Source organism: Streptomyces sp. NPDC005141 (assembly GCF_053599975.1).
In genome coordinates, this window is the sequence record NZ_JBSFYW010000014.1 from 120,805 (window position 1) to 147,190 (window position 26,386).

20 protein-coding genes and 1 pseudogene are annotated in these 26,386 nt (G+C 72.1%); 11 read left to right on the top strand and 10 right to left on the bottom strand.

From position 1 onward, the window contains the following. Positions 1–4: 4 nt before the first annotated feature. Both ACWD68_RS14210 and ACWD68_RS14215 read right to left on the bottom strand, forming a co-directional pair. Positions 5–1,222, bottom strand: a complete 1,218-nt coding sequence (locus tag ACWD68_RS14210) for an ADP-ribosylglycohydrolase family protein (protein WP_451806738.1) — start codon at positions 1,220–1,222, stop codon at positions 5–7. A 464-nt stretch (positions 1,223–1,686) separates the two neighbouring features. Then, the gene (locus ACWD68_RS14215) at positions 1,687–2,865 is read right to left on the bottom strand and encodes an ADP-ribosylglycohydrolase family protein (protein ID WP_451806703.1); all 1,179 of its coding nucleotides are present in this window, start codon (positions 2,863–2,865) and stop codon (positions 1,687–1,689) included. A gap of 272 nt (positions 2,866–3,137) precedes the next feature. Between ACWD68_RS14215 and ACWD68_RS14220 the strand changes: the two genes are divergently transcribed. From ACWD68_RS14220 to ACWD68_RS14230, 3 genes are all read left to right on the top strand, one after another. Continuing rightward, the gene (locus tag ACWD68_RS14220) at positions 3,138–3,869 is read left to right on the top strand and encodes a VIT1/CCC1 transporter family protein (RefSeq protein ID WP_451806704.1); all 732 of its coding nucleotides are present in this window, start codon (positions 3,138–3,140) and stop codon (positions 3,867–3,869) included. A 397-nt stretch (positions 3,870–4,266) separates the two neighbouring features. Next, complete coding sequence (gene gltB, locus ACWD68_RS14225) at positions 4,267–8,859, top strand: glutamate synthase large subunit (protein WP_451806705.1); 4,593 nt, start codon at positions 4,267–4,269, stop codon at positions 8,857–8,859. After that, positions 8,852–10,312 carry a glutamate synthase subunit beta gene (locus ACWD68_RS14230; protein WP_451806706.1) on the top strand — a complete coding sequence of 487 codons (1,461 nt, stop codon included), beginning with the start codon at positions 8,852–8,854 and terminating at the stop codon, positions 10,310–10,312. Before gltB ends, ACWD68_RS14230 begins: the two co-directional genes overlap by 8 nt. Positions 10,313–10,550: 238 nt before the next feature. Here the strand turns inward: ACWD68_RS14230 and ACWD68_RS14235 are convergent, their stop codons facing one another. Next, positions 10,551–11,450: a chitosanase gene (locus tag ACWD68_RS14235; RefSeq protein ID WP_451806707.1), complete on the bottom strand. Its 900-nt coding sequence runs from the start codon at positions 11,448–11,450 to the stop codon at positions 10,551–10,553. 312 nt (positions 11,451–11,762) lie between these two features. Continuing rightward, positions 11,763–12,683: a rhomboid family intramembrane serine protease gene (locus ACWD68_RS14240; protein ID WP_451806708.1), complete on the bottom strand. Its 921-nt coding sequence runs from the start codon at positions 12,681–12,683 to the stop codon at positions 11,763–11,765. A 171-nt stretch (positions 12,684–12,854) separates the two neighbouring features. On the opposite strand from ACWD68_RS14240, the gene ACWD68_RS14245 reads away from it, so the two are divergent. The 3 genes from ACWD68_RS14245 (at position 12,855) to qcrB (ending at position 16,036) form a co-directional block, all read left to right on the top strand. Beyond that, positions 12,855–13,574, top strand: a complete 720-nt coding sequence (locus ACWD68_RS14245) for a vWA domain-containing protein (protein ID WP_451806709.1) — start codon at positions 12,855–12,857, stop codon at positions 13,572–13,574. Then, positions 13,571–14,125: a HutD/Ves family protein gene (locus tag ACWD68_RS14250; RefSeq protein WP_451806710.1), complete on the top strand. Its 555-nt coding sequence runs from the start codon at positions 13,571–13,573 to the stop codon at positions 14,123–14,125. The genes ACWD68_RS14245 and ACWD68_RS14250 overlap by 4 nt, the downstream gene beginning before the upstream one ends. A 288-nt stretch (positions 14,126–14,413) precedes the next feature. Continuing rightward, a complete protein-coding gene (gene qcrB / locus ACWD68_RS14255; RefSeq protein WP_451806711.1) occupies positions 14,414–16,036 on the top strand; it encodes a cytochrome bc1 complex cytochrome b subunit in 1,623 nt (540 codons plus the stop codon). Here the strand turns inward: qcrB and ACWD68_RS14260 are convergent. Further along, positions 16,011–17,000: an acyl-CoA dehydrogenase family protein gene (locus tag ACWD68_RS14260; RefSeq protein WP_451806712.1), complete on the bottom strand. Its 990-nt coding sequence runs from the start codon at positions 16,998–17,000 to the stop codon at positions 16,011–16,013. The two genes, qcrB and ACWD68_RS14260, sit on opposite strands and share 26 nt — an antisense overlap. Further along, positions 17,000–18,145, bottom strand: a complete 1,146-nt coding sequence (locus ACWD68_RS14265) for an acyl-CoA dehydrogenase family protein (RefSeq protein WP_451806713.1) — start codon at positions 18,143–18,145, stop codon at positions 17,000–17,002. Before ACWD68_RS14265 ends, ACWD68_RS14260 begins: the two co-directional genes overlap by 1 nt. A gap of 134 nt (positions 18,146–18,279) precedes the next feature. Here ACWD68_RS14265 and ACWD68_RS14270 point away from each other — a divergent pair, with 134 nt between their 5' ends. From ACWD68_RS14270 to ACWD68_RS14280, 3 genes are read left to right on the top strand one after another with little or no spacing between them, the layout of a single operon-like run. Then, positions 18,280–19,071: an SDR family oxidoreductase gene (locus tag ACWD68_RS14270; RefSeq protein WP_451806714.1), complete on the top strand. Its 792-nt coding sequence runs from the start codon at positions 18,280–18,282 to the stop codon at positions 19,069–19,071. Between the two features lie 15 nt (positions 19,072–19,086). Next, on the top strand, positions 19,087–19,704 hold the full coding sequence (locus ACWD68_RS14275) for a TetR/AcrR family transcriptional regulator (protein WP_451806715.1): 618 nt from the start codon (positions 19,087–19,089) through the stop codon (positions 19,702–19,704). Positions 19,705–19,735: 31 nt separating this feature from the next. After that, positions 19,736–20,893, top strand: a complete 1,158-nt coding sequence (locus ACWD68_RS14280; protein ID WP_451806716.1) for an acetyl-CoA C-acetyltransferase — start codon at positions 19,736–19,738, stop codon at positions 20,891–20,893. Positions 20,894–20,925: 32 nt separating this feature from the next. Here ACWD68_RS14280 and ACWD68_RS14285 read toward each other — a convergent pair whose 3' ends face one another. From ACWD68_RS14285 to ACWD68_RS14300, 4 genes and pseudogenes are all read right to left on the bottom strand, one after another. Further along, positions 20,926–22,020 (bottom strand): NAD(P)H-dependent flavin oxidoreductase, encoded by a 1,095-nt coding sequence (locus ACWD68_RS14285; RefSeq protein WP_451806717.1) that lies wholly within the window; start codon positions 22,018–22,020, stop codon positions 20,926–20,928. Between the two features lie 173 nt (positions 22,021–22,193). Further along, positions 22,194–22,943, bottom strand: a pseudogene (locus ACWD68_RS14290) (CoA-transferase subunit beta); the annotation flags it as partial. Beyond that, positions 22,940–23,806, bottom strand: a complete 867-nt coding sequence (locus tag ACWD68_RS14295; protein WP_451806718.1) for a CoA transferase subunit A — start codon at positions 23,804–23,806, stop codon at positions 22,940–22,942. The pseudogene ACWD68_RS14290 and the gene ACWD68_RS14295, both read right to left, overlap by 4 nt. Continuing rightward, positions 23,803–24,555 carry an enoyl-CoA hydratase family protein gene (locus tag ACWD68_RS14300; RefSeq protein WP_451806719.1) on the bottom strand — a complete coding sequence of 251 codons (753 nt, stop codon included), beginning with the start codon at positions 24,553–24,555 and terminating at the stop codon, positions 23,803–23,805. The genes ACWD68_RS14295 and ACWD68_RS14300 overlap by 4 nt, the downstream gene beginning before the upstream one ends. A gap of 100 nt (positions 24,556–24,655) precedes the next feature. On the opposite strand from ACWD68_RS14300, the gene ACWD68_RS14305 reads away from it, so the two are divergent. Together ACWD68_RS14305 and ACWD68_RS14310 are read left to right on the top strand one after the other, a co-directional pair. Then, positions 24,656–25,432: an SDR family oxidoreductase gene (locus ACWD68_RS14305; RefSeq protein ID WP_451806720.1), complete on the top strand. Its 777-nt coding sequence runs from the start codon at positions 24,656–24,658 to the stop codon at positions 25,430–25,432. Further along, positions 25,429–26,343, top strand: coding sequence for an SDR family oxidoreductase (locus ACWD68_RS14310; RefSeq protein ID WP_451806721.1), 915 nt, complete (start codon positions 25,429–25,431; stop codon positions 26,341–26,343). Before ACWD68_RS14305 ends, ACWD68_RS14310 begins: the two co-directional genes overlap by 4 nt. Positions 26,344–26,386 lie beyond the last annotated feature (43 nt).

Sequence of the window (26,386 nt, forward strand, 5' to 3'; positions counted from 1 at the left end):
CGAATCATCCCTCTGGGGCAGTCAGTTCCGGGGAATCGAGCGGGTCGGCGAGTCCCGTCGCCTCGAGTGGGTCGGCGAATCCCGTCGCCTCGAGGAGTTCGGCGAGTCCGATGAGATCCGTCCCCGTCAGACGGGGCAGCGCGCAGCCGGACAGGGTGCGGCAGGCGTCGCGCCAGGAGGCGGGGATCGCGGCGGCGCCGCCGAGCGCCCCGGTGAGCGCCCCGGCCAGGGCGGGGGCCGAGTCGGCGACCCGGGACAGGCACGCGGCGGCGGGCACCGCCTCGGCGATCCGGCCGCGCGCGGCCAGGGTCAGGGCAAGGGCGACGGGGACGGTCTCGGCCGCCGCGATGCCGTAGCTGTAGACGTGGTCGACGATCTGATGCTCCAGCAGGGGGACCAGGGCGAAGGTGCTCTCGCTTTCGCGGGCCAGGGTGAGGGCGTGGCGGGCGTTGCGGCCGATCTCCGTCGTGGCGGGCAGTTCCGCGAGGGCGGCGTCCACGCAGACGGCGGCGGAGTGCCCGGCGAGGGCGAGCGACACGGCGGCGGCCATTGCGCGGGCGCCGTGCACACCGTCGCCGTCCTGGGTGTAGCGGGCGTCGAACTCGGCGAGTTCCGCGGCGAGTCGGGGGTCTCCCGGGTGTGCCACGGCGAGCACGCAGGCCCGTACGCAGGCCGCGTCGTCGAAGTAGTGGGGGTTGTCGTGGCCGGTGGCGGGCGGGCGCAGACCGGTGGCGAGGTTGCCGAGTCCGGCGCGCACGGAGATCCGGGCGCGCAGCGGGAGCAGGGCGGACTCGACCTCGGGGGCGCGATCCGCCGCGGCGGCGACCTCGCTGGCGACGGCGTTCCAGGACAGGTCGATGGACGCGCGCATCCTGCGCTCGCGGCTCAGGTCCCCGAGTGCCGCGGTCTCCCCGGCCCGGAGCACGGCCTCCGCCGCGAACGCCGCCCACTCGGCGTCGTCCGACGGGCCGAGCCGCAACGGCTCCGGCGGCTGGTTCAGCGCGATCGGCACGGGCAGGGTCGTCGTCGCGTTCTGCTCCGCGAAGGTGTCCAGCTCGCGGGTCAGCCGCCGGGTCCACTCGGGCATCCGCGCGGCCCGGTGCCGTGCGGCGGGCCAGCCCGCGGCGTCGCCCGCGGCCAGTCCGAGGAGCAGCCCTTCGATACGGCGCGCGCCCGCTTCCACGGGCACTTCCCCCGAAGAGATCCCCCGCTCCCGGGCCACCTCACCACCACCCGCCACCGGCCCGGCCGCCCCGACGAGCCCCCCTGGCTCCGTGGCCCCGCCGACCGCCACCGGGCAGGCGCGCCCGGCGAGCGCGGCCGGTTGTCCGCCTTCGGCGAGTGCCACCGGCTGGGCGCCCGCCGCGAGTGCCGCCGGGTCCGCTCCCGCGGTGAGGGGTACCGGCGTGGCATCCACGGTGAGTGCCGCCGGGCCGGCCTCTGCCGCGAGTGTCACCGGCTCGGGTTCCTCGGTGGGCGCCGCCGGGTCCGCCGCCGTCACGAGGGCCACCGGCCCCGGCTCCCCGGTGCCGGCTGCAGGTACCGGTGCCGGTGTGCGGGGTGCGAGGGTGCTCCGGGGCGGCCCGTCCGTCTCCGCCGGGGCGGGCGGTGACGGTTCGGGGGGCGGCGCCGACGCGGCGCCCTCGCCCGTCGCCGGGCCGGACTCGTCGCCTGCCAGGCCGGGGCTCATGAGCGCACCTCGTCGTCACCGGCGGCCGGCTCCCAGGCGTCCGGGTCCGAAAGGACGTAGGCGTCCGAGGCGGTGACGACGTACGCGTCCGGGGCCGTGACGGCGTACGCCTCCGGAGCGGTGACGACGTACGCGTCCGGGGCGGGCGGTACGCGGCCTCCCGCGCCCCACTTCTCCTCGTCCTCCGGCGTCAGCAGTTCCGCCACGTCCAGGATGTGGTGGCCCTCCATGGAGGGGAGGCAGGTGCCGCGGGCCGGTCCGATGGCCGCCGCCCAGGCGGCCGGGATCGAGGACACGCCCCGGGTCGCGCCCGCCAGTGCTCCGGCCACCGCGGCCGTCGTGTCGGCGTCGCGGCCCATGTTCACCGCGGTGAGGACCGACTCGGTGAACGCCCCGTCCGCCGCCGCGTAGGCGCCGAAGGCGAGGGCCACGGCCTCGGGGGCCAGATCGGTCCACGGGTAGCCGCCGATCACCACCGCGGAGCGCACCGCCCGCTCGCCGCGGTGCGCCACCGCGACCGCGCGGCGCAGTGAGCGGGCCGTCCAGGAGTCGTCCGGGATGACGGCCAGGGCGGACGCGACGACCGCGATGGTGGGAGCGCCCGCCATCGCGGCGGCGACCCCCGCCGCGACCGCCTGGCCGCCGTAGATGCCCTCGCCGTCGTGACTCACCGAGCCGTCGATCGCCACGAGCCGGGCCGCCTCGGCGGGCCGGCCGGCCGCGAAGACGCCGAAGGGGGCCGCGCGCATGGCGAGGCCGTCGCTCCAGGCGTGCCGGTGCTGGGCGGAGATGGGCGCCGCGAGACCCCGCCGGAGGTTCTCCAGCGTGCCGCGCTCGCTGAAACCGGCGCCGCGGAACGGCCCCTCGTCGCGGTCCGCGATCCACTGGTGCCAGGCCGACTCGACGTGCGCCACGGTCAGCGCCGAGCCGTGCCGGGCCAGCAGCAGCCCCGAGAAGATCGCGTACTCGGTGTCGTCCGTACCGGCCGGATGCTCGGCGACGTACCCGGTGATCCGGCCCCACTTGGCGCGGATCTCCGACGGCTTCATGTTCTCGGCGGGTGCGCCCAGCGCGTCCCCGACGGCGAGTCCGAGCAGTGCGCCGCGCGCCCGGTCGCGGAGACCGGCGGCGTTCCCGGGTGCCGGGGCCGAGGGAATGCAGGCGATGGAAGCCATACGTGCCTCTCCTCTCAGGGCCCCTGCCGGTGCGCGGAATGCGGTGCGCGGAACCCTTTGCGGATCTGTCCCACCTTGGCGGTTGACAGGAGCCTCGCGGGCCTCACTGTCACCCGGTCGACATATGTGCATGACATGCCACGGATGAGCGTCAAAAGGTAAAAGTGCAGGTTAGCGCAGCCTTTCCTTGCTGGCGGCGACGAAATTCGAAGCGTACTTTCGTAGTTGTCAAAAAGTGGAAACAGTCCAATCAAGCACCCTGGGGGACCGGTATGGCGCTCATCGAGACCGAGGCGACGCTGCACGAGGCGCACCGCGACAACCACACCCACCGGGATGTGAGTGGCGGATGGCTGCGCCCGGCGGTGTTCGGCGCGATGGACGGCCTGGTCTCCAACCTCGCCCTGATGACCGGTGTGGCCGGCGGTTCCGTCTCCCAGCAGACGATCGTCATCACCGGGCTCGCGGGCCTGGCCGCCGGCGCCTTCTCGATGGCCGCCGGTGAGTACACCTCCGTCGCCTCGCAGCGCGAGCTCGTCGAGGCGGAACTCGATGTCGAGCGGCGGGAGCTGCGCAAGCACCCCAAGGACGAGGAGCGCGAGCTGGCCGCGCTGTACGAGGCCCGCGGCGTCGAGCCCGAGCTGGCCCGGGAGGTCGCCCGGCAGCTCTCCCGCGATCCCGAGCAGGCCCTGGAGATCCACGCGCGCGAGGAGCTCGGCATAGACCCCGGCGACCTGCCCTCCCCGGCTGTCGCCGCCGTGTCCAGCTTCGGCTCCTTCGCGCTGGGCGCCCTGCTCCCCGTACTGCCGTATCTGCTGGGCGCGACCGTGCTGTGGCCGGCGCTGCTGCTGGCGATGTTCGGCCTCTTCGCGTGCGGTGCCGTGGTGGCCAGGGTGACCGCGCGTTCCTGGTGGTTCAGCGGGCTGCGGCAGCTCGCTCTCGGCGGTGCCGCGGCGGGTGTGACGTACGCCCTGGGCAGTCTGTTCGGTGCGGCCGTAGGATGAGGCCTCGATCACCTATGCACGGGACTGCATAAGTAGTCGTTACCCGGCGGTTTCGATTCCTTAACCACTGGGCATGAGCCGTAAGCGCCGCAGGCAATGACGCCTGCTCCGCACTCCTCGCGGCGGATCACGATCTCTGCCGCGAACCGGGCCGACGGTCATTGATCTGTCCGCTTAGGTCCCCATACTTTCCACCGCTGAGCGCGGTACCCCCGCCGCCGCCCGTGGTGTCCGCATGTTGGAACGCGGTATCCGGTTCCCGAGAATCGCTCCATCATGTAACCTGCACGAAATTTTGCACCAACAGAGGGCCAACGTCGTCCCTCGGCAGATGTCTCCCCCCTGAGCCCCAAGGGCCTGGGAGGGACCCCCCGCCCCGACGACGACGGGAGAGCCGATGCGTACGCCGCGCCAGCCGTCCCAGCACTCCACGAACGACCAGAAGTGGTCCTTCATGGATGCTCGCCCTGCTGCGCAGGGTATGTACGACCCCCGCAACGAGCACGACGCCTGTGGCGTCGGCTTCGTGGCCACCCTCACCGGCGAGGCGAGCCACGTGCTGGTCGAGCAGGCGCTCACCGTTCTGCGCAACCTGGAACACCGCGGTGCCACCGGCTCCGAGCCCGACTCGGGCGACGGCGCGGGCATCCTCTCCCAGGTCCCGGACGCCTTCTTCCGCGAAGTGGCCGGATTCGAACTTCCCGCAGCCGGCGCGTACGCGGTAGGCATCGCCTTCCTCCCCGAGGACGGCACGGCCGACGCCGTCTCACGTATCGAGACGATCGCCGCCGAAGAGGGCCTCACCGTCCTCGGCTGGCGCGAGGTCCCGGTCGCCCCCGGACTCCTCGGCGCCACCGCCCGCTCGACGATGCCCGCCTTCCGCCAGATCTTCGTGAGCGACAACGCGAGCCAGGGCATCGACCTCGACCGCACCGCTTTCGTGCTGCGCAAGCGCGCCGAGCGCGAGGCCGGTGTCTACTTCCCGTCGCTGTCCGCGCGGACCATCGTCTACAAGGGCATGCTGACCACCGGCCAGCTGGAGCCCTTCTTCCCGGACCTGTCCGACCGCCGCTTCGCCTCCGCGATCGCGCTCGTGCACTCCCGCTTCTCCACCAACACCTTCCCGAGCTGGCCGCTCGCCCACCCGTACCGCTTCGTCGCGCACAACGGCGAGATCAACACGGTCAAGGGCAACCGCAACTGGATGGTCGCCCGCGAGTCCCAGCTGGTCTCGGACCTGTTCGGGGACAAGGGCCTGGAGCGGGTCTTCCCCGTCTGCACGCCGGACGCCTCCGACTCGGCCTCCTTCGACGAGGTGCTCGAACTCCTGCACCTCGGCGGCCGCTCGCTCCCGCACTCCGTGCTGATGATGATCCCGGAGGCGTGGGAGAACCACGCATCCATGGACCCGGCCCGGCGCGCCTTCTACCAGTTCCACTCCACGATGATGGAGCCCTGGGACGGCCCGGCCTGTGTCACCTTCACCGACGGCACCCAGGTCGGCGCGGTCCTCGACCGCAACGGTCTGCGCCCCGGCCGCTACTGGGTCACCGACGAGGGTCTCGTCGTCCTCGGTTCCGAGGTCGGCGTCCTCGACATCGACCCCGCCAAGGTCGTCCGCAAGGGCCGCCTCCAGCCCGGCAAGATGTTCCTCGTCGACACCGTCGAGCACCGCATCATCGAGGACGACGAGATCAAGGCCGGTCTCGCCGCCGAGAAGCCTTACGCCGAGTGGCTGGAAGCCGGCGAGATCGAGCTCTCCGACCTCCCCGAGCGCGAGCACATCGTGCACACCCACGCCTCGGTCACCCGCCGCCAGCAGACCTTCGGCTACACCGAGGAAGAGCTGCGGATCATCCTCGCGCCGATGGCCAACACCGCCGGTGAGCCGCTCGGCTCCATGGGCACCGACTCGCCGATCGCCGCGCTCTCGCAGCGCCCGCGTCTCCTCTTCGACTACTTCACCCAGCTGTTCGCCCAGGTCACCAACCCGCCGCTGGACGCGATCCGCGAGGAACTGGTCACCTCCCTGCGCTCCTCCCTCGGTCCGGCGAGCAACCTGCTGGAGCCGACGGCCGCCTCCTGTCGAAGCGTCACCCTGCCCTTCCCGGTGATCGACAACGACGAGCTGGCCAAGCTCATCCACATCAACGCCGACGGCGACATGCCCGGCATGAAGGCCGCGACGCTGTCCGGCCTGTACCGGGTCTCCGGCGGCGGCGAATCCCTCGCCGCCCGCATCGAGGAGATCTGCACCGAGGCCGACGCCGCCATCGAGAACGGCGCCCGGCTGATCGTCCTGTCGGACCGTCACTCCGACGCCGAGCACGCGCCGATCCCGTCGCTGCTGCTCACCGCGGCCGTCCACCACCACCTCATCCGCACCAAGCAGCGCACCCAGGTGGGCCTGCTGGTCGAGGCCGGTGACGTCCGCGAGGTCCACCACGTCGCCCTGCTCATCGGCTTCGGCGCCGCAGCGGTCAACCCCTACCTGGCCATGGAGTCCGTCGAGGACCTGGTCCGCGCCGGCACCTTCCTCCAGGGCATCGAGCCCGAGCAGGCCATCCGCAACCTGATCTACGCGCTCGGCAAGGGCGTCCTGAAGGTCATGTCCAAGATGGGCATCTCGACCGTCGCCTCCTACCGCGGCGCCCAGGTCTTCGAGGCCGTCGGCCTGGAGCGGGCCTTCGTCGAGAAGTACTTCAACGGCACGACCACCAAGATCGGCGGCGCCGGTCTCGACGTCATCGCCAAGGAGGTCGCCGCCCGGCACGCCAAGGCCTACCCGGCCTCCGGCATCGCGCCGGCGCACCGCGCCCTGGACATAGGCGGCGAGTACCAGTGGCGCCGCGAGGGCGAGCCCCACCTGTTCGACCCGGAGACGGTCTTCCGCCTCCAGCACTCGACGCGCTCCGGCAGCTACGAGATCTTCAAGAAGTACACGGACCGCGTGAACGAGCAGTCCGAGCGGCTGATGACGCTGCGCGGCCTGTTCGGCTTCACCTCGGACCGCACCTCGATCTCCCTCGACGAGGTCGAGCCCGTCTCCGAGATCGTCAAGCGCTTCTCGACCGGCGCCATGTCGTACGGCTCCATCTCCAAGGAGGCGCACGAGACCCTCGCCATCGCCATGAACCAGTTGGGCGGCAAGTCCAACACCGGTGAGGGCGGCGAGGACGCGGACCGGCTGTACGACCCGGCGCGCCGCTCCAGCATCAAGCAGGTCGCCTCCGGCCGCTTCGGTGTCACCAGCGAGTACCTCGTCAACGCCGACGACATCCAGATCAAGATGGCCCAGGGCGCCAAGCCCGGCGAGGGCGGCCAGCTGCCCGGCCACAAGGTCTACCCGTGGGTGGCCAAGACCCGTCACTCGACCCCGGGTGTCGGTCTGATCTCCCCGCCGCCGCACCACGACATCTACTCCATCGAGGACCTGGCTCAGCTGATCCACGACCTCAAGAACGCCAACCCGCAGGCCCGCATCCACGTGAAGCTGGTCTCCGAGGTCGGCGTCGGCACGGTCGCAGCGGGTGTCTCCAAGGCCCACGCGGACGTCGTCCTGATCTCCGGCCACGACGGCGGAACGGGTGCCTCCCCGCTGACCTCCCTCAAGCACGCGGGCGGACCCTGGGAGCTCGGCCTCGCCGAGACCCAGCAGACCCTGCTGCTCAACGGCCTGCGCGACCGCATCGTCGTGCAGACCGACGGCCAGCTCAAGACGGGCCGCGACGTCGTCATCGCCGCGCTGCTCGGCGCCGAGGAGTTCGGTTTCGCGACCGCGCCGCTCGTCGTCTCCGGCTGCGTCATGATGCGCGTCTGTCACCTGGACACCTGCCCGGTCGGCATCGCCACGCAGAACCCGGTGCTGCGCGAGCGGTTCGCCGGCAAGGCCGAGTACATCGTCAACTTCTTCAAGTTCATCGCCGAAGAGGTCCGCGAGATCCTCGCCGAGCTCGGCTTCCGCACCATCGAAGAGGCCGTCGGTCACGCCGAGAACCTCAACGTGGAGCGCGCCATCACCCACTGGAAGGCGCAGGGCCTGGACCTGTCCCCGCTCTTCTACGTGCCCGAACTGCCCGAGGGCGCGGCGCTGCACCAGGTCATCGAGCAGGACCACGGCCTGGAGAAGGCGCTCGACAACGAGCTGATCAAGCTGGCCGCCGACGCGCTGGCCGCGGACTCCGCGACCGACGCCCAGCCGGTCCGCGCCCAGGTGGCGATCCGCAACATCAACCGCACGGTCGGCACCATGCTCGGCCACGAGGTGACGAAGAAGTTCGGTGGCGCGGGTCTGCCCGACGACACCATCGACATCACCTTCACGGGCTCGGCCGGCCAGTCCTTCGGCGCCTTCCTGCCGCGCGGCGTCACGCTGCGCCTGGAGGGCGACGCCAACGACTACGTCGGCAAGGGCCTCTCCGGCGGCCGGGTGATCGTCCGTCCCGACCGGGGCGCCGACCACCTCGCCGAGTTCTCGACCATCGCGGGCAACACCATCGCGTACGGCGCAACGGGCGGCGAGCTCTTCCTGCGCGGCCGCACCGGCGAGCGCTTCTGCGTCCGCAACTCCGGCGCGACGGTGGTCTCCGAGGGCGTGGGCGACCACGGCTGCGAGTACATGACCGGCGGTCACGCGGTCGTCCTCGGCGAGACGGGCCGCAACTTCGCGGCCGGCATGTCCGGCGGTGTCGCCTACGTGATCGACCTCGACCGCGACAACGTGAACGTCGGCAACGTGGACGCCGTCGAACAGCTCGACGACACCGACAAGCAGTGGCTGCACGACGTCGTGCGCCGGCACGCGGAGGAGACCGCTTCGACGGTCGCCGAGAAGCTGCTCGCCGAGTGGTCCGTGTCCGTGGACCGCTTCAGCAAGATCATTCCCAGCACGTACAAGGCAGTGCTCGCCGCCAAGGACGCCGCCGAGCGAGCCGGACTCAACGAGTCCGAGATCACCGAGAAGATGATGGAGGCGGCGACCAATGGCTGATCCCAAGGGCTTTCTGAACCACGGCCGTGAGGTCGCCAGGTCCCGGCCGGTCGAGGAGCGCCTCAAGGACTGGAACGAGGTCTACGTTCCGGGCTCGCTGCTCCCGATCATCTCCAAGCAGGCCTCGCGCTGCATGGACTGCGGCATCCCGTTCTGTCACAACGGCTGTCCGCTGGGGAACCTGATCCCCGAGTGGAACGACTACGCCTACCGCGAGGACTGGCAGGCCGCCTCCGAGCGGCTGCACGCCACCAACAACTTCCCGGAGTTCACGGGCCGGCTGTGCCCCGCCCCGTGCGAGTCGGCGTGTGTGCTCGGCATCAACCAGCCCGCCGTGACCATCAAGAACGTCGAGGTCTCGATCATCGACAAGGCGTGGGACACGGGCGACGTCGCCCCGCAGATCCCCGAGCGCCTGTCGGGCAAGACCGTCGCCGTCATCGGCTCCGGTCCCGCCGGTCTCGCCGCCGCCCAGCAGCTCACGCGCGCCGGTCACACGGTCGCGGTGTACGAGCGCGCCGACCGCGTCGGCGGCCTGCTGCGCTACGGCATCCCCGAGTTCAAGATGGAGAAGCGGCACATCAACCGCCGCATCGAGCAGATGCGCGCGGAGGGCACCCGCTTCCGCACGGGCATCGAGATCGGCCGCGACCTCAAGGCGACGGACCTGCGCAAGCGGTACGACGCCGTGGTCATCGCCGCCGGCGCGACGACCGCCCGTGACCTCCCCGTCCCCGGGCGGGAGCTGAACGGCATCCACCAGGCCATGGAGTACCTGCCGCTGGCCAACAAGGTGCAGGAGGGCGACTTCGTGGCGCCCCCGATCACGGCCGAGGGCAAGCACGTCGTGGTCATCGGCGGCGGCGACACGGGCGCGGACTGTGTGGGCACCGCCCACCGTCAGGGCGCGGCCTCGGTCACGCAGCTGGAGATCATGCCGCGGCCGGGCGAGGACCGGAACCCGGGCCAGCCCTGGCCGACGTTCCCGATGCTCTACAAGGTCACCTCCGCGCACGAGGAGGGCGGTGAGCGGGTCTACTCCGTCAACACCACCCACTTCGAGGGCGACGAGGACGGCAACGTCCAGTGGCTGCACCTCGTCGAGGTCGAGTTCGTCGGCGGCAAGCTGAACCAGAAGCCGGGCACGGAGCGCAAGATCCCCGCCCAGCTGGTGACGCTGGCCATGGGCTTCACCGGCACGGACGTCGAGAACGGCGTGGTCTCCCAGTTCGGCCTGGAGCTCGACGCGCGCGGCAACATCGCCCGCGACGCGGACTTCGCGACCAACGTTCCCGGCGTGTACGTTGCCGGTGACGCGGGCCGCGGCCAGTCCCTCATCGTCTGGGCCATCGCGGAGGGCCGCTCGGCCGCCCGCGGCGTCGACCGCTTCCTCACCGGGGCGAGCGACCTGCCGGCCCCGATCCGCCCGACGGACCGTTCGCTGATGGTCTGACCCGGGGAACCGTGACCTGACGGTCACTCGAAAACGTCCCGTACAAAGGCGTACGGAACACGAGACGGCGCCTGCCTCACTGTCCCCGACCGGACGACCTGGCAGGCGCCGCCGCATGCCCGCGTGCTTTTCTGGGGTCCACTGCGCCCGAGGGCCTGAGGGCCTGAGGGCCTGAGTGTGTCGCTGGGGTCGACTGCGCAGAGCCGGACGCGGCAGCCGGACGCGGCGAGGTCCCGCGCTACGGCACGCGGTAGGTCTCGCCGTACACCTTCCACTCCAGCGGTGTGTCCAGGCCGAGGTTCCCGTCGTAGAGGAACTGGCGCTGGGCCGTGTCGATGCGGGTGGTGTCGCGGTCCGGGTTCTTGGACTTCATCGCCTCGCGACGGATGTCCAGAAAGATGTCGAGGTACGACTTCTCGTCGCCGCCCTCGGACGGGAGGTCGGCCTCACGCATGGCGTGCTCGCGCAGCCCGTAGAAGCTGTGGTCGCCGGTGCCGGGCCCGTGCAGCACCATGGCGTCGTAGTAGATGAACTGGCCGAGCGTGCCGAGCCCGTCGAGCTTGGCGAGCCGGACGGCGGGGTCGAAGTACACCCGGTCGCGTTCGGAGTCCTGGGCCTCGCGGAAGGCGGCGACCGTGGCCTCGTGGCGCCAGGCCGCGGGGAATCCCGGGTCCAGTCCCTCGTGGGAGTCCGTGCCGTCGACCTCGCGCAGGGCCGGGAGATAGCGGGCGAGCCCGTTGTCCGGGTGCGCCTTGGTGTACCGCTCGACGAGGGTGAGCAGGTCGTGGGTGCCGGTGCAGAAGCCGACGATGCCCGCCGTGTAGCCCTGGCCGTCACCGATGTCCTCGACGTAGCCGTACGCCTCGTGCCACTTCAGCGTGGAGTTCTCGGCACTGGCCACGAGCTGCTGGGCCAGCTCCTTCATCCGGGGAGCGGCGAGGCCCGGCGGCAGATCGGCGACGACCTCGGCGTCGGCCGCCCGCTCGGCGTCGGCCTTGGCCTTCTCGCGGGCCTGCTGCGACACGGACGCCGGGCGCTTGGCGTCGGCCGTGGCCGGGTGCTCGGGCGTGGCGAAGTAGACCGCCGCCGTGACCAGGACGGGGACGACGGCGAACACCAGGCAACCCGCTCGTTTCATGACGCACAGGGTACGCAGGGGTGGCGTACGGACGCGCTGCCCGGGTAGGCCACACGTGCGCGGCCCGATACGCGCTGTGCGCCCCCGGGCACGCCACGCGTGCGCCCCCGGAGCGCGGCAGGCTCGGCGTCCAGGACAGGGCCACCGGGCGCTGACCGGGCAGCGCCGGGCGCGGCGGCCCGTGGCGCTGTCGCACCCGCCGTCCGCCCCGCTCTCCGGCCCCTGGGCCGCGGCCTGCGCCGTCCGCCCGCGCCCTCGGACGGGGCCCTCGGTCCGTGCCGCACCGGGCCCGGCGGCCGTCCGGTGCCGGGACTACACGGCGCCGTTCCGCAGTGCCGACGCCTTCAGGACCGCGAGAACGACCAGCAGCGCGAGAAGCCCCACGCACACGGCCGCCTGTACCGGCGCCCGCCGCCGGTCCCGGGGAGCGTGGGCGAAGGCCGCCGTCACGACACCGCCCGCCAGCAGGCCGCCCAGATGGCCCTGCCAGGACGTGAGCCCCGCCGAGATCAGCAGCCAGATCAGCAGGCCCGCCATGAACCGGTTGACGTTCCCCATGTCCGCGCCGAGCCGGCGGGCCATCACGTAGTACGCGGCACCGAGGCCGAAGATCGCGCCCGACGCGCCGACCGTGGCCTCGTCCGGTGCGATCAGCAGCACGAGGACCGAGCCGCCGAGCGCCGACAGCAGATACAGGGCGAGGTAACGGACCCGGCCCAGCTGGGTCTCGACGATCCTGCCGATGTTCCACAGGGCGAACATGTTCATCACGATGTGCGCGATCCCGAACGTGCCCTCGGTGGGCGGCATGTGCAGGAACGCACCGGTCAGCAGCCGGTACCACTCCCCGTCGACGACGCCCTCCGGGTGGTAGTCCGGGGTGTGCACGGCCTGCCAGAGATAGTGCGCCCCGTCCGTGCCCACCAGGCCGGCGCCGAGCATCTCGAACCGGTCCACGACCGACGAGCGCAGCAGTTCGGCCAGATAGGCCAGCACATTGAGGCCGATGAGGACGTACGTCACCATGGGCACCGTCGAGATCCGGCCGCCGAAGGCGGTGCGGGCCTGCCGGACGGACTTCGCGCCCTCCTTCACACACTCCACGCACTGGTGGCCGACGGCCGCCTCGCGCATGCAGCTGGGGCATATGTAGCGGTCGCACCTGGTACAGCGCACATGGGACTCCACCTTGGGGTGGCGGTAGCAGGTGGTGACGGCGGACTCGGACTCCACGGCCGGCTCCTCGGAAAGCGCGGGGAAGGGAAACAGCGAGCCGGTGGGGACGGCGATGATCAAAATAGCCAACCGGCCCGTCGGCAGGGAACAGCAGGGTCCGTGAAGCGGCCGGGCCAACACCGTGACGTAATCTCGGCGTTCCGAACCCTCGCGCGACGGGAGCCCCGCATGGCCGGAATCAGCCTCACCAAGGTCGAGGAGACCGCGCCCGCGCTGGTCGGCCCGTACAAGAGCGCCGGGGTCTCCCTCACCAAGCACGGGCTGAGCGGGCAACAGGCCGCCGTGTACCTGGTCGTCGACTACTCGGGGTCGATGAAGCCGTACTACGACGACGGCAGCGTGCAGGCCCTCGCCGACCGTGTGCTCGGTCTGTCCGCCCATCTCGACGACGACGGAACCGTCCCGGTCGTCTTCTTCTCCACGGACGTCGACGCGGTCACCGACATCGCGCTCGACAACCACCGGGGGAGGATCGAACGGATCGCGGCCGGGCTCGGGCACATGGGCAGGACCAGCTACCACCTCGCCATGGACGCCGTCATCGACCACTACCTCGACAGCGGCTCCAAGGCCCCGGCCCTCGTCGTCTTCCAGACCGACGGGGGGCCGATCAACAAGCTCGCCGCCGAACGGTACTTGTGCAAGGCGGCCCGGCTGCCGCTGTTCTGGCAGTTCATCGGGTTCGGCGACCCGGGCAGCCGGCAGTTCGAGTTCCTGCGCAAGCTCGACGAGTTGGCGGTGCCGCAGAAGCGGGTCGTCGACAACGCCGGTTTCTTCCACGCCGGTTCGGATCCGCGGAAGGTGAGCGACGGGGAGCTGTACGACCGGATGGTCGCGGAATTCCCGCAGTGGCTGGCGGCGGCGCGGGCCCGCGGGATCGTCTCGTGAGCGCACACCTCCTGCCCGCCGCCGGCCGGACCGCCGTGCCCTGGAAGAACGGCGGCGGGGTCACCCGGGAGATCGTCGTCCGACCCGAGGGCGCGGACATGTCCGGCTTCGCGTGGCGGGTGAGTCTCGCCGACGTCGGCGCCGACGGGCCCTTCTCCTCCTTCACCGGGGTGGAGCGGATCCTCACCATGGTCGAGGGCGCCGGGATGGACCTGACCGTCGGGGACGACCGCCGGCTCGTCGACACCCCGTACGTGCCCCAGCGCTTTCCCGGTGACCTGCCCACCGGTTGCCGGCTGCTCGGGGGGCCGGTCGTGAACCTCAACGTCATGTGGAACCGGGGTGGTTCGCCGGTGCCGGGCGTCGACGTCCTGTTCCCCAGGAACGGGGTGCCCGTTCCTGGCGGGCCGGCCGTGCTGGTCGTCGCGCTCGGCGCATCCGCGCAGGTCGCGGGGCTGTCCCTCGGCCGCTACGACGCGGCCCTGCTCACGGCGGAGCCCGCCGCACTCCGGGGGGCAGGTCCGGTCGCGGTGATCCGCGTCGACCCATAGGCGGGTTTCGCCCCCTCCGCCCCTACCCGTCCCGTACCCGGGGGCGCTGCCCCCGGACCCCCCGCTCCTCAAACGCCGGAGGGGCTGAACTGTTCGTGTCCGGCGCTGGAAAGTCCCAGCCCGTCCGGCGATTGAGGACAAGGCCGTCAGGCCGAAGCGGGGGTCTGGGGGCGCAGCCCCCGGATAGGGACGGGTAGGGGCGGAGGGGGCGGGACAACTCCCCTTCTCCGTCGCACCGTTGGCTTCCCGCGAGGGGCGTGCCACCCTGGGGGCCGAGGAGGCGGGCCTATGAGTCTGCGCGAGCGGCGGGCCGGGACGGCCAAGGGGGAGCGGCTGGCCGACTGGGCCGACGGACGGCTGGGCCTCTACTCGCTGGCCAGGGCCAATATGCGCAAGGTCTTCCCGGACCACTGGTCGTTCATGCTGGGCGAGGTCTGCCTCTACAGCTTCCTCGTCCTGATCATCACCGGTGTGTATCTCACCCTGTTCTTCGAGCCCAGCGGCGTCGAGGTCGTCTACCACGGCTCGTACGGGCCGCTGAACGGCATCGTCATGACGCGGGCGTACGAGTCCACGCTCGACATCAGCTTCGACGTGCGCGGCGGACTGCTGATCCGGCAGATCCACCACTGGGCGGCGCTCGTCTTCCTGGCCGGGATGCTCGTGCACATGATGCGGGTGTTCTTCACCGGCGCGTTCCGCAAGCCGCGCGAGGTCAACTGGCTCTTCGGCTGGACCCTGTTGATGCTCGGCCTCCTCACCGGCCTGACCGGCTACTCGCTCCCCGACGACCTGCTCTCCGGCACCGGCGTCCGCTTCGCACAGGGCGCCATCCTGTCGATCCCGGTCGTGGGGACGTACATCTCCTTCTTCCTCTTCGGCGGGGAGTTCCCGGGACACGACATCATCCCGCGGTTCTTCCCGATCCATGTCCTGCTGCTGCCGGGCATCATGCTGGGCCTGGTGGCCGCCCATCTGATCCTGGTCTTCTACCACAAGCACACGCAGTACCCGGGGCCCGGACGGGACCAGAAGTCGGTCGTCGGCATGCCGTTCATGCCGGTCTACATGGCCAAGGCGGGCGGCTTCTTCTTCCTCGTCTTCGGCGTCCTGTCGATCATGGGCGCGATCGCCACCATCAACCCGGTGTGGGCCTTCGGGCCCTACCGCCCCGACCTGGTGACCACCGGCGCCCAGCCCGACTGGTACCTCGGCTTCTCCGAGGGACTGATCCGGGTGATGCCGGGATGGGAGATCAACGCCTTCGGCCACACACTCCAGTTGGGCGTCTTCATCCCCTTCTCGCTCTTCCCGCTCATCATGGCCGCCATCGCCGTCTACCCGTTCATCGAGGCCTGGGTCACCGGCGACCGACGCGAGCACCACATCCTGGACCGGCCGCGCAACGTGCCCACGCGCACCGCACTCGGCGTCGCCTGGCTCACGCTGTACGCCGTCCTTCTGGTCGGCGGCGGCAACGACCTGTGGGCCACCCACTTCCACCTGTCGATCAACGCGATCACCTGGTTCGTCCGCGTCGCCGTCTTCGCCGGGCCCGCGCTCGCCTACGTCGTCACGAAGAGGATCTGCCTCGGACTGCAACACGCCGACCGCGACAAGGTGTTGCACGGACGCGAGTCCGGCACCATCAAGCTCCTGCCGCACGGCGAGTACGTCGAGGTCCACGAACCGCTCACCCCGGCCCAGCGGTTCACCCTCACCCAGCACGAACAGGAGCCGCCGTACGAGGTGGGTCCGCTGGTCGACGCGAACGGCGTGGTCCGCCGGGTCGGCCCGGCCCGCAGGCTGCGCGCCCGGCTGGCGCGCGCCCTGTACGGGCCCGGCACCCGGATCCCGAAGCCGACGGCCGAGGAGTACCGGGAGATCACGAGCGAGGACCACCACCACTGAGACCGGCCAGCGCCTCGGCCCTGCACTCGGCCGGGGTGCCCCAGGCCGTCCGCAGGGCGCGGGCCTTGGTGAACCAGAGCGACAGGTCGTACTCGGCCGTGTAACCGATCGCGCCGTGCAGCTGCAACGCGGTCCGGGCCGCGGTGTACGCGGCCTCGCCCGCCGTGACCTTCGCGGCCGCCACGTCGGCCGGTGCCATCGCCAGGGCGGCCCCGAACAGCAGCGGGCGCGCGAACTCCAGGGCGATCGCCGCGTCCGCGAGCCGGTGCTTGACCGCCTGGAACGAGCCGACGGGAACCCCGAACTGCGTGCGCCGCCCGACGTACGCGACGGTCCGGTCGAGGAGCGCGAGACCGACGCCGAGGGCCTGGGCGGCGGTGGCGAGCCGGGCCCAGGCCAGGGCCCGGCCGACGGCGCGGGTGACGTGCGGGCCGGTGGCGAGGAGTTCGCCGCCTGCCTCGGGCAGGGCGAGCCGCCTGGAGGGGTCCACGGACGCGCGCACCGGGCCGTGGCCGGGCGCGAGGCGCAGGTTCTCGCCCTCCACGACGAGCAGCGCCGCCGCCGCGTCCGCGTCGAGCGCGTACGCGCCGGCCGGGGCCAAGGTGGTGACGCTCTTGCCCGAGGCCAGCCCCGGCAGCAGCCGCTCGGCCGGTCCCGGCTCACCCAGCTCGCCCAGCAGGACGGCCGCGGCGACCGTCTCCACCACCGGACCCGGCACCGCGTGCCGACCCAGCTCCACGAAGGAAACCGCCAGTTCGACGGGCAGGAGCCCCACCCCTTCGTACGCCTCCGGGACGGCCAGCGCGAAGACGCCCGCCTCGGCGAGCCGCGACCACAGGGCCCGGCCGGGCGCGTGGTCGCCGGTCGCCCACGCCCGCACGGCCGACGGCGTGTCCGCGGACGCCAGCATCGCGTCCAGGGAGGCGGCGAAGGCGCGCTGTTCGGCGTCGAGGAGGAATCGCATCAGCGGCGGCCTTTCGGGAGGCCGAGCAGCCGCTCGGCGATGATGTCGCGCTGGATCTCGTTGGTGCCCGCGTAGATCGGGCCCGCGAGCGAGAAGACATGGCCCTCGGACCACTCGGTGTCCGCCAACTCGCCCTCGGGACCCAGCAGATCGAGCGCCGTCTCGTGCAGCGCGATGTCGAGCTCCGACCAGAACACCTTGTTCAGGCTGGACTCCGGGCCCACCTTCCCGCCCTCGAGGAACCGGGAGGCGTTGGCGTACGTGAAGAGCTGGTAGGCGCGGGCACCGATCACCGCGTCGGCCACCCGGTCGCGCAGAGCCGAGTCGCACGGGTCGCCGTGGGTGCGCCACAACGCGGCCAGCCGGTCGGCGGCGGCCAGGAAACGACCCGGAGAGCGCAGCGTCAGCCCCCGTTCGTTGCCCGCCGTCGACATGGCCACCCGCCAGCCCTGCCCCGGCTCGCCGATCACGTCCTCGTCCGGCACGAACACGTCGTCCAGGAACAGCTCGGCGAAGGCCGGCCTGCCGTCCAGCCGGCCGATGGGGCGGACCGTCACGCCCGGCGCGCGCAGGTCGAACATCAGATACGTCAGGCCCTGATGGGGTTTCGGCAGGCCGGGCTCGCTGCGGAACAGGCCGAAGGCGCGGTCGGCGAACGCGGCCCGCGACGACCAGGTCTTCTGTCCGCTCAAGCGCCAGCCGCCGTCCGCGCGCACGGCCCGCGAGGTCAGCGAGGCCAGGTCCGAACCCGCCTCCGGTTCGGACCACGCCTGCGCCCAGACCACCTCGCCCGTGGCCATCGGCGGCAGCACGCGCTCCCGTTGCTCCGGGGTGCCGTGGTCGAAGAGGGTCGGCGCGAGCAGGCTGATGCCGTTCTGCCCGACCCGGCCGGGCGCGCCCGCCGCGTGGTACTCCTCCTCGAAGGCCAGCCAGCGCACGAGGTCCGCGTCCCGGCCGCCGTACGCCGACGGCCACGACACCACCGACCAGCGGTCCGCCGCCAGTTCGGCCTCCCACGCGCGGTGCGCTGCGAAGCCCTCCGCGGTCTCCAGGGAGGGCAGCGGCACCGCCGGGACATGGGCGTCCAGCCAGGCGCGGGCCTCGGCGCGGAACGCCTCGTCGGCGGGCGAGCGGGTGAGATCCATCGGCGGCACCTTTCGGCGGTGGGCTCCGGAGGCGGTGTGCCCCGGGTCGGCGGTGGCCTCCGGGGGCTTCGGCGTGGGGCTTCGGGGTGACTCCAAGCTTCCCTAACAAGTGTTTGGTAGGTTAGCTTGGGGTCATGAGCGACGTCGAGAGTCCGGCGTACATACCGGGGCACGGGCTGCTGAAGGGCCGCACCGCCGTCATCACCGCCGCCGCCGGCGCGGGCATCGGCGGGGCCACGGCCCGCCGGTTCCTGGAGGAGGGCGCCCGCGTGCTGATCAGCGACGCGCACGCCCGCCGGCTCAAGGAGACCGCCGGGACCCTGGCCGGGGAGTTCGGCGCCGCGGCGGTCGCCGCACTGCCCTGCGACGTCACCGACGAGGACCAGGTCCAGGCCCTCTTCGACACCGCCGCCGAGGTCCACGGCCGACTGGACATCGTCGTCAACAACGCGGGTCTCGGCGGAACCTCACCCCTCGTCGACATGACCGACGAACAGTGGTCGAAGGTCCTCGACGTGACACTGAACGGCACCTTCCGGTGCACCCGGGCCGCGCTGCGGCGGCTCAAGGAGCGCGGCGGCGGCGGAGTCGTCGTCAACAACGCCTCCGTCGTCGGCTGGCGGGCCCAGTCCGGGCAGGCCCACTACGCCGCCGCGAAGGCCGGGGTCATGGCCCTCACCCGGTGCGCCGCGATCGAGGCCGCCGCCTACGGGGTGCGGGTCAACGCCGTCTCGCCCAGCCTCGCCATGCACCCGCACCTGGTGAAGGTGACCACCCCCGAACTGCTGGAGGAACTGACCGCCCGCGAGGCCTTCGGCCGGTACGCCGAGCCCTGGGAGGTGGCCAACGTGATCGTGTTCCTCGCGTCCGGCTACTCCTCGTATCTGACCGGCGAGGTCGTGTCCGTGAGCAGCCAGCACGCATAGGACGACAATGACCGTGTGCCTACCAAGAAGAAGCCCCAGGTGACCGCCACTCCGGAGCGCCGCCGCGAACTGCTCGGCACGGCCGCCGAGGTGTTCGCCGAGCAGGGCTACAACGCCACCACCGTACGCAAGATCGCGGACGAGGCCGGGATGCTCGCGGGCAGTCTCTACTACCACTTCGACTCCAAGGAATCGATGCTGGAGGAGATCCTGCGGACCTTCCTCGACGAGCTCTGGGACGGCTACGACACCGTCCTGGAAGCCGAACTGGGCCCCCGGGAGACTCTGGAGGCCCTGGTCACCGAGTCCTTCCGGGAGATCGACCGGCACCGCGCGGCCGTCGCGATCTACCAGAAGGAAGCCCGGCACCTCGCCGCACAGCAGCGCTTCGCCTTCCTCGCCGACTCGCAGCGCAACTTCGAGAAGGCGTGGCTGAGCACACTGGAACGCGGTGTCGACGCCGAGGTCTTCCGGGCCGACCTCGACATCCGGCTCACCTACCGGTTCGTGCGCGACACCGTGTGGGTCGCCGCCTCCTGGTACCGGCCCGGCGGTCAGCACAGCCCGGAGGAGATCGCCCGGCAGTACCTGTCGATGGTGCTCGACGGCATCTCCGTCCGCGAGGAGCCGTAAGCGAAACACTCACGTCCGCGAGGGAGTCGTCATGGCCGAGGCCTACATCGTCGAAGCGGTCCGCACGCCCGTCGGGCGGCGCGGGGGAGGGCTGAGCGGGGTCCACCCGGCCGACCTCGGCGCGCGGGTGCTCACGGCGCTGGTCGAACGGTCCGGCGTGGACCCGGCGGCCGTCGAGGACGTCGTCTTCGGCTGCCTGGACACGGTCGGGCCGCAGGCCGGGGACATCGCCCGCACCAGCTGGCTCGCGGCCGGGCTGCCCGAGGAAGTACCGGGAGTCACCGTCGACCGGCAGTGCGGGTCCTCCCAGCAGGCCGTGCACTTCGCCGCCCAGGGTGTCCTGTCCGGCACCCAGGACCTGGTCGTCGCCGGCGGCGTGCAGAACATGAGCCAGATCCCCATCGCCTTCGCCTCCCGCCGGGCCGCCGAACCGCTCGGCCTCACCGAGGGACCCTTCGCGGGCAGCGAGGGCTGGCGGGCACGCTACGGCGACCAGCCCGTCAACCAGTTCCACGGCGCCGAACTGATCGCCGCCAAGTGGGGCATCAGCCGCCGCGACCAGGAGGAGTTCGCCCTCCGCTCCCACCGGCGGGCCATCCGCGCCATCGACGAGGGCCGCTTCGCACGCGAGATCGTCGCCCACGGCGAGGTCACGGTCGACGGGGGCCCGCGCCGGGACACCTCACTGGAGAAGATGGCGGGCCTGAACCCGGTCGTCGAGGGCGGCACCATCACCGCCGCCTGCTCCTCCCAGGTCTCCGACGGAGCCGCCGCGATGCTGCTCGCCTCCGAGCGGGCGGTCACCGAACACGGCCTGACCCCCCGTGCCCGCGTGCACCACCTCTCGGTGCGCGGCGAGGACCCCATCCGGATGCTCTCGGCCCCCATCCCGGCCACGGCGTACGCCCTGAAGAAGACCGGCATGTCCATCGGCGACATCGATCTCGTCGAGATCAACGAGGCGTTCGCCCCGGTCGTCCTCGCCTGGCTCAAGGAGACCGGCGCCGACCCGGAGAAGGTCAACGTCAACGGCGGCGCGATCGCCCTCGGCCACCCGCTCGGCGCCACCGGCGTGCGGCTGATGACGACCCTGCTGCACGAACTGGAGCGCACGGGCGGCCGGTTCGGACTCCAGACGATGTGCGAGGGCGGCGGACAGGCGAACGTGACGATCATCGAGCGGCTCTGAGGAGTTGGCGTCCACCCCCTGCCCCCGGGCGCTCACCCGTCCGGGCCGGCAGGGGCGTCCCCTGCCGCGAGGGCCCGGTCGCCGGTGCGGGGAAGGGCGTCGAGAGTCGCGCGGGCCTGTGCCATCACCCGATCGACCAGCTCCGCGCACGACGGCAGATCGTCGATCACCCCGGCGACCTGCCCCGACGCCATCACCCCGAGATCCGTCCGGCCGTCCACCATCGACGACTTGAGGAGCATCGGCGTGTTGGCGGCGAGCAGGACCTGACTCCAGGACAGGTCCCTGCCGTGTCTCATGGCGAGGCCGTCGCGGATCATCCCGGACCAGGAGAGGCCGGAGATCCGCCGGAACCCGGCCGCGCGGCGCACGGCCCGGACGAGGGCCCGCGTGCGGCCAGCCCGCTCCATCGCGTCGACGAGCTCACTGCGCAGCATGCGGTGCGGCAGCCCGTCGACGGCAGTCGTCAGCGTGACGTCCTTGACCGTCGCCGCCAGATACCGCGCCTTCACGGCGTCGGGGACGGTCGAGTCGGAGGTCAGCAGGAAACGCGTGCCCATCGCGATGCCCGCCGCCCCGTAAGCGAGCGCCGCCACCAGCCCCCGCCCGTCGTGGAAGCCGCCCGCCGCCACCACCGGGATGTCCACGGCGTCCACCACCTGGGGCAGCAGCACGCTCGTCGCCACCTCTCCGGTGTGGCCGCCGCCCTCGCCGCCCTGCACGATCACCGCGTCGGCGCCCCAGGCGGCCACCTTCTCGGCGTGCCGCCGGGCGCCGACGGACGGCACCACGAGCACGCCCGCCTCCTTCAGCTCGGCGATCAGCTCGCGGGAGGGGGCGAGCGCGAACGACGCGACGCGCACGCCCTCGTCGACGATGATCCGCACCCGGTCGCCGGCGTCCCCGGCGTCGGCGCGCAGATTCACGCCGAAGGGCCGGTCCGTACGGGACCTGACCTCCCGCACGGCGTCGCGGAGCTGGTCGAGGGTCATCGTCGCGGAGGCCAGGATGCCCAGCGCACCCGCGTTCGCCGTCGCCGAGACCAGGCGGGGCCCGGCCACCCAGCCCATGCCGGTCTGCACGATGGGATGCCTGACCCCGACGAGCCCGGTCAGCGCGGTCTCCATCAGCGCCCGCCCCCACCCTGACCGCCGGGGAAGCCCAGGTCCCGAGTACGCCTGTCTCCGCGGGATGCCTCAGGGTCCCGTGCGGCGCTCGTCCCGCCAGGAGGCTTCCGGTCTCGTCCGGCGCCGTTCCCGCCGGATGTCTCCCGGGCCCCCGTGCCGCTCCCCGGGTCGGGCACCTCCCGATCTCGCAGGCTCTTCGGGTCGAGCACCGCGCGGATCAACTCCAGCTCCTCCACCGTCGGTTCGCGGGTGAACGGGACCTCGTCCGGGATCGTCAGCTCGAACCCCGTGGCCTCCCGGACCTGCCCGGGAGTGACACCCGGGTGGACCGAGGCCAGCCGCATCGAGTGGCCGGGCGTCGCGAAGTCGAGGACGGCGAGGTCGGTCACCACCCGGGGGAGGCGATGGAAGCGGGTGGCGCTCGGGCCCGCGGCGGCGGCCCGGTCGTACCCCACCCCGCACACCATGTCGACCCGCTCCACGAAGACGCGCGGAGAGTGCTTCGGGATCCAGTAACTGGTCGGATTGTTCAGGGTGTTGACCGGGGCCCCGCGCACACCCAGCAGCTGGCGCCGGGGCCGGGACCAGTCGCCGACACAGGAGATGTTCTGGTTGCCGAAACGGTCGATCTGGCTCGCGCCCATCATCACGTGCCGACGCCCGCCGGTCACCGCCGTCAGATGTCTGCGGTACGGCAGCCAGCCCTCGGTGGTCCCGTCGAGGCCGACGAGCAGCGCCTCGCCGTCGGTCAGCAGCAGGTCCGGCGAGAAGGTGCGCCGGGCCAGCCGGGCACCGAGGGACGGGATCAGGCCCATGGGGCTGGCGAGCACCTCGCCGTTGTCCCGCCAGGCCTCGGCACAGGCGATCACGCAGTACTCGGCCCGGGAGACGCCCACGCCGTGATCGGTTCGACCGGCGGTCACTGGTCCCGCTCCTTCCGCCAGGCCTGGACGGCGCTCTGGTAGGCGTGTTCGTCGCCGCCGAGGAAGCGCTCGGCGAACTCGGGGTACGGCGTGGTGGCGTACAGCTTCTGGAAGGCCTCGTCCCGTCCGTAGTCCGGGACGCACGAGGTGAAGTGCGCGCCGTTCGGCGTCTCCACCACGCCCGTGACGGCCGACCGCTGGAGCAGCAGGGTCTGCGGCGCGGCCTCCTTGGTCAGCTCCGCCGTGTCGACGATCCGCTCGCAGGAGACGTACGCCGTGTCCGCGGCCTCGCAGAACAGGTCGTCGAAGTACGGGTCCGGGCCCAGGTACTGGCCGTTGCCCGCGCGGTCCGCCCGGTTCATGTGGACCAGGGCCGCGTCCAGGCGCAGGGCGGGCATGGCGACGAGCTCCTCCCGTGCCCCCGAGGCCGCGTCGGGATAGGGCGAGGTGACCGTCCGCAGGCTCGGGTTGACCCGCATCACGTCCGAGCCGATCCCCGCCCGCACCGGGAGGAACGGCAGCCTGTTCGCCGCGGCGTGCAGCCCCCACATGAACATCGCCTCGTCGACCTCCATCAGCTCGAACGCGCCGCGCTCACGGGCCGCCCGGTAGTGCGGTTCGAGCGGGATGGAGTCGAGGGTCGCGAAAGCGGTGACCAGGGTGCGGATCCGTCCGGCGGCGGCGAGCAGGCCGACGTCCGGGCCGCCGTACGCGACGACGGTGAGATCGGTGATCCCGGTGCGGAGCAGCGCTCTGACCAGGGCCATCGGTTTACGGCGCGAGCCCCAGCCGCCGATGCCGAGGGTCATCCCGCTCTCCAGCCGGCCGACGACGTCCTGTGCCGACATGGTCTTGTCGCTCACCGGTGGGCCTCCTTGCCGAAGGTGTCGCGGACGCGGTCGGCGATCCCGCTGAGATTGGCCTCGAAGGTGAAGCCCTGCTCGAAGCGGTAGCTGCGGCGCACGTCGACGGGATCGATGCCGTTGATGGCGGCCTTGGCCAGCCGGATGAGATGCCCGTCCTTGGCGGCTATCTCGCGCGCCAGTTCCAGCGCGGCCGGGCGCAGTTCCCCGCGCGGCACGACCCTCCACACCGAGCCGTGCGTGTGCAGCTCGGCCGCGGTCGCCGTGCGCGAGGTGTAGTACAGGGCGCGCATCAGGTGCTGCGGGACGAGACGGGCCAGATGCGTGGCCGCGCCGAGCGCGCCGCGGTCCAGCTCGGGCAGGCCGAAGGTGGCGTCCTCGCTCGCCACGATCGCGTCCGCGTTCCCCACGAGCCCGATGCCGCCGCCCAGGCAGAAGCCGTGCACCGCCGCGACGATGGGGACCTCGCACTCGTACACCGCGGCGAAGGCCTCGGAGCAGCCTCGGTTGGCACCGATCAGCGCGCCGTGACCGGTGGTGTCGCGCTGCATCTCCTTGATGTCGACGCCCGCGTTGAAGCCGCGCCCCTCGGCGGTCAGGACGACGCAGCGGATCCCTGGATCGCGGCCGGCCGCGCGCACGGCGTCGGCGAGGTCGAACCAGCCCCGCACCGGCAGGGCGTTCACCGGCGGGTAGTCGACCGTGACGACGGAAATCCCCTTTTCCGGGGACGAGGTGGAGACACCCATGGGCACATCAGCTACCTTTCCACCAAACGTTTGTTAGGTGTGATGCGAAGCTAGCAGTGATCGCAGCCGCGCGGGAGGCCCTGTGGACAACATGGACACCATGGATCGCCGAGGCGCCGCCGCGGACCTCGGCGGCCGGACCGTCGTCGTCACCGGCGGCACCCGCGGGGTCGGGGCCGGTGTCGCGCGCGCCTTCGTGCGGGCGGGCGCGCAGGTCGTGGTCTGCGCCCGCCGACCGCCCGAAGTCCCCCTGGAAAACGTCGATTTCGTCCCCGTCGACCTGCGGGACCCGGCCGCCGTGCGAGGCTTCTTCGACGCCCTGCCCCGGCTCGACGTCCTGGTCAACAACGCGGGCGGCGCCCCCTACCGGCCCCTCGCCGAGGCGGACGCCGAGCGGCACGCCCGCGTGATCGAGCTCAACCTCACCGCCCCGCTCACCGCGTCGATCGCCGCGTACGACCACCTCAGGCGGACCCGGGGCTCGATCGTGATGATCGGCAGCGTGAGCGGGTCGCGCCCCTCGCCCGGCTCGGCGGCCTACGGAGCGGCCAAGGCGGGACTGGAGAACCTGGCCCGTTCGATGGCCGTCGAGTGGGCCCCGGAGATCCGGGTCAACACCCTGGTCGTCGGCATGGTCCGCACCGAACTGGCCCATCTGCACTACGGCGGTGAGGACGGCGTCGCCGCCGTCGCCCGCACCGTCCCGCTGGGCCGCCTCGCCCAGCCGTCCGACGTCGGCGGGGCCGCCGTCTTCCTCGCCTCGGACGCCGCCGCGTACATCAGCGGCGCCTCGATCCTCGTCCATGGAGGCGGGGAGCGGCCCGCCTTCCTCGACGCCGCCACCGCCAACAAGGACCAGCAGGGAGACGCGGGATGAGCGCACGATTGCTGTGTGAGGGGCGGGTCGTGATCGTCACGGGCGCGGGCCGCGGGCTCGGCAGGGCGCACGCGCTGGCGTACGCCGCCGAGGGCGCCCTGCTCGTGGTGAACGACCTCGGCGTCGGCCTCGACGGCACCCCCGGACCGGACAGCCCGGCCCGGCGGGTTGCCGAGGAGATCCGCGCGGCGGGCGGCGAAGCCGTGGCCCACGGCGGCGACATCGCGACGACCGAGGGCGCCGCGTCCCTCGTCCGCACGGCCCTGGAGACGTACGGGCGGCTCGACACGCTGGTCAACAACGCCGGGTTCCTGCGTGACCGGATGCTGGTCAACCTCGACGAGGACGACTGGGACGCGGTGATGCGGGTCCATCTGAAGGGGCACTTCCTGCCGCTCAAGCACGCGGCGGCGCACTGGCGGGCGCAGGCGAAGGCGGGCCGCGCACCCGGCGCCCGGGTCGTCAACACCAGCAGCGGAGCGGGCCTGCTGGGGTCGGTCGGGCAGGGCAACTACAGCGCCGCCAAGGCCGGCATCGTCGGGCTGACGCTGGTCGCGGCGGCCGAGATGGGACGCTACGGAGTCCAGGTCAACGCCATCGCCCCGGCCGCCCGCACCCGGATGACCGAGCGGACCTTCGCCGACACCATGACCGCTCCCGGCAGCGGCTTCGACGCCATGGCCCCCGGCAATGTCTCGCCGCTGGTCGTCTGGCTCGGATCGGCCGCGAGCGCCGGGGTCACCGGCCGCGTCTTCGAGACCGAGGGCGGCCGGATCACCGTGATGGAGGGCTGGCGGCCGGGTCCGAGCGCCGACAAGGGGGCCCGGTGGAGCCCGGCGGAGGCCGGCGGAGCGGTCCGCAAGCTCCTGACGGAGGCGGAGACTCCGGGGGCGGTGTACGGAACCCGGTAGGGCGCCCCGCCTGTCCGGGCCCGGTGGCCGATGCGGGCTGGGC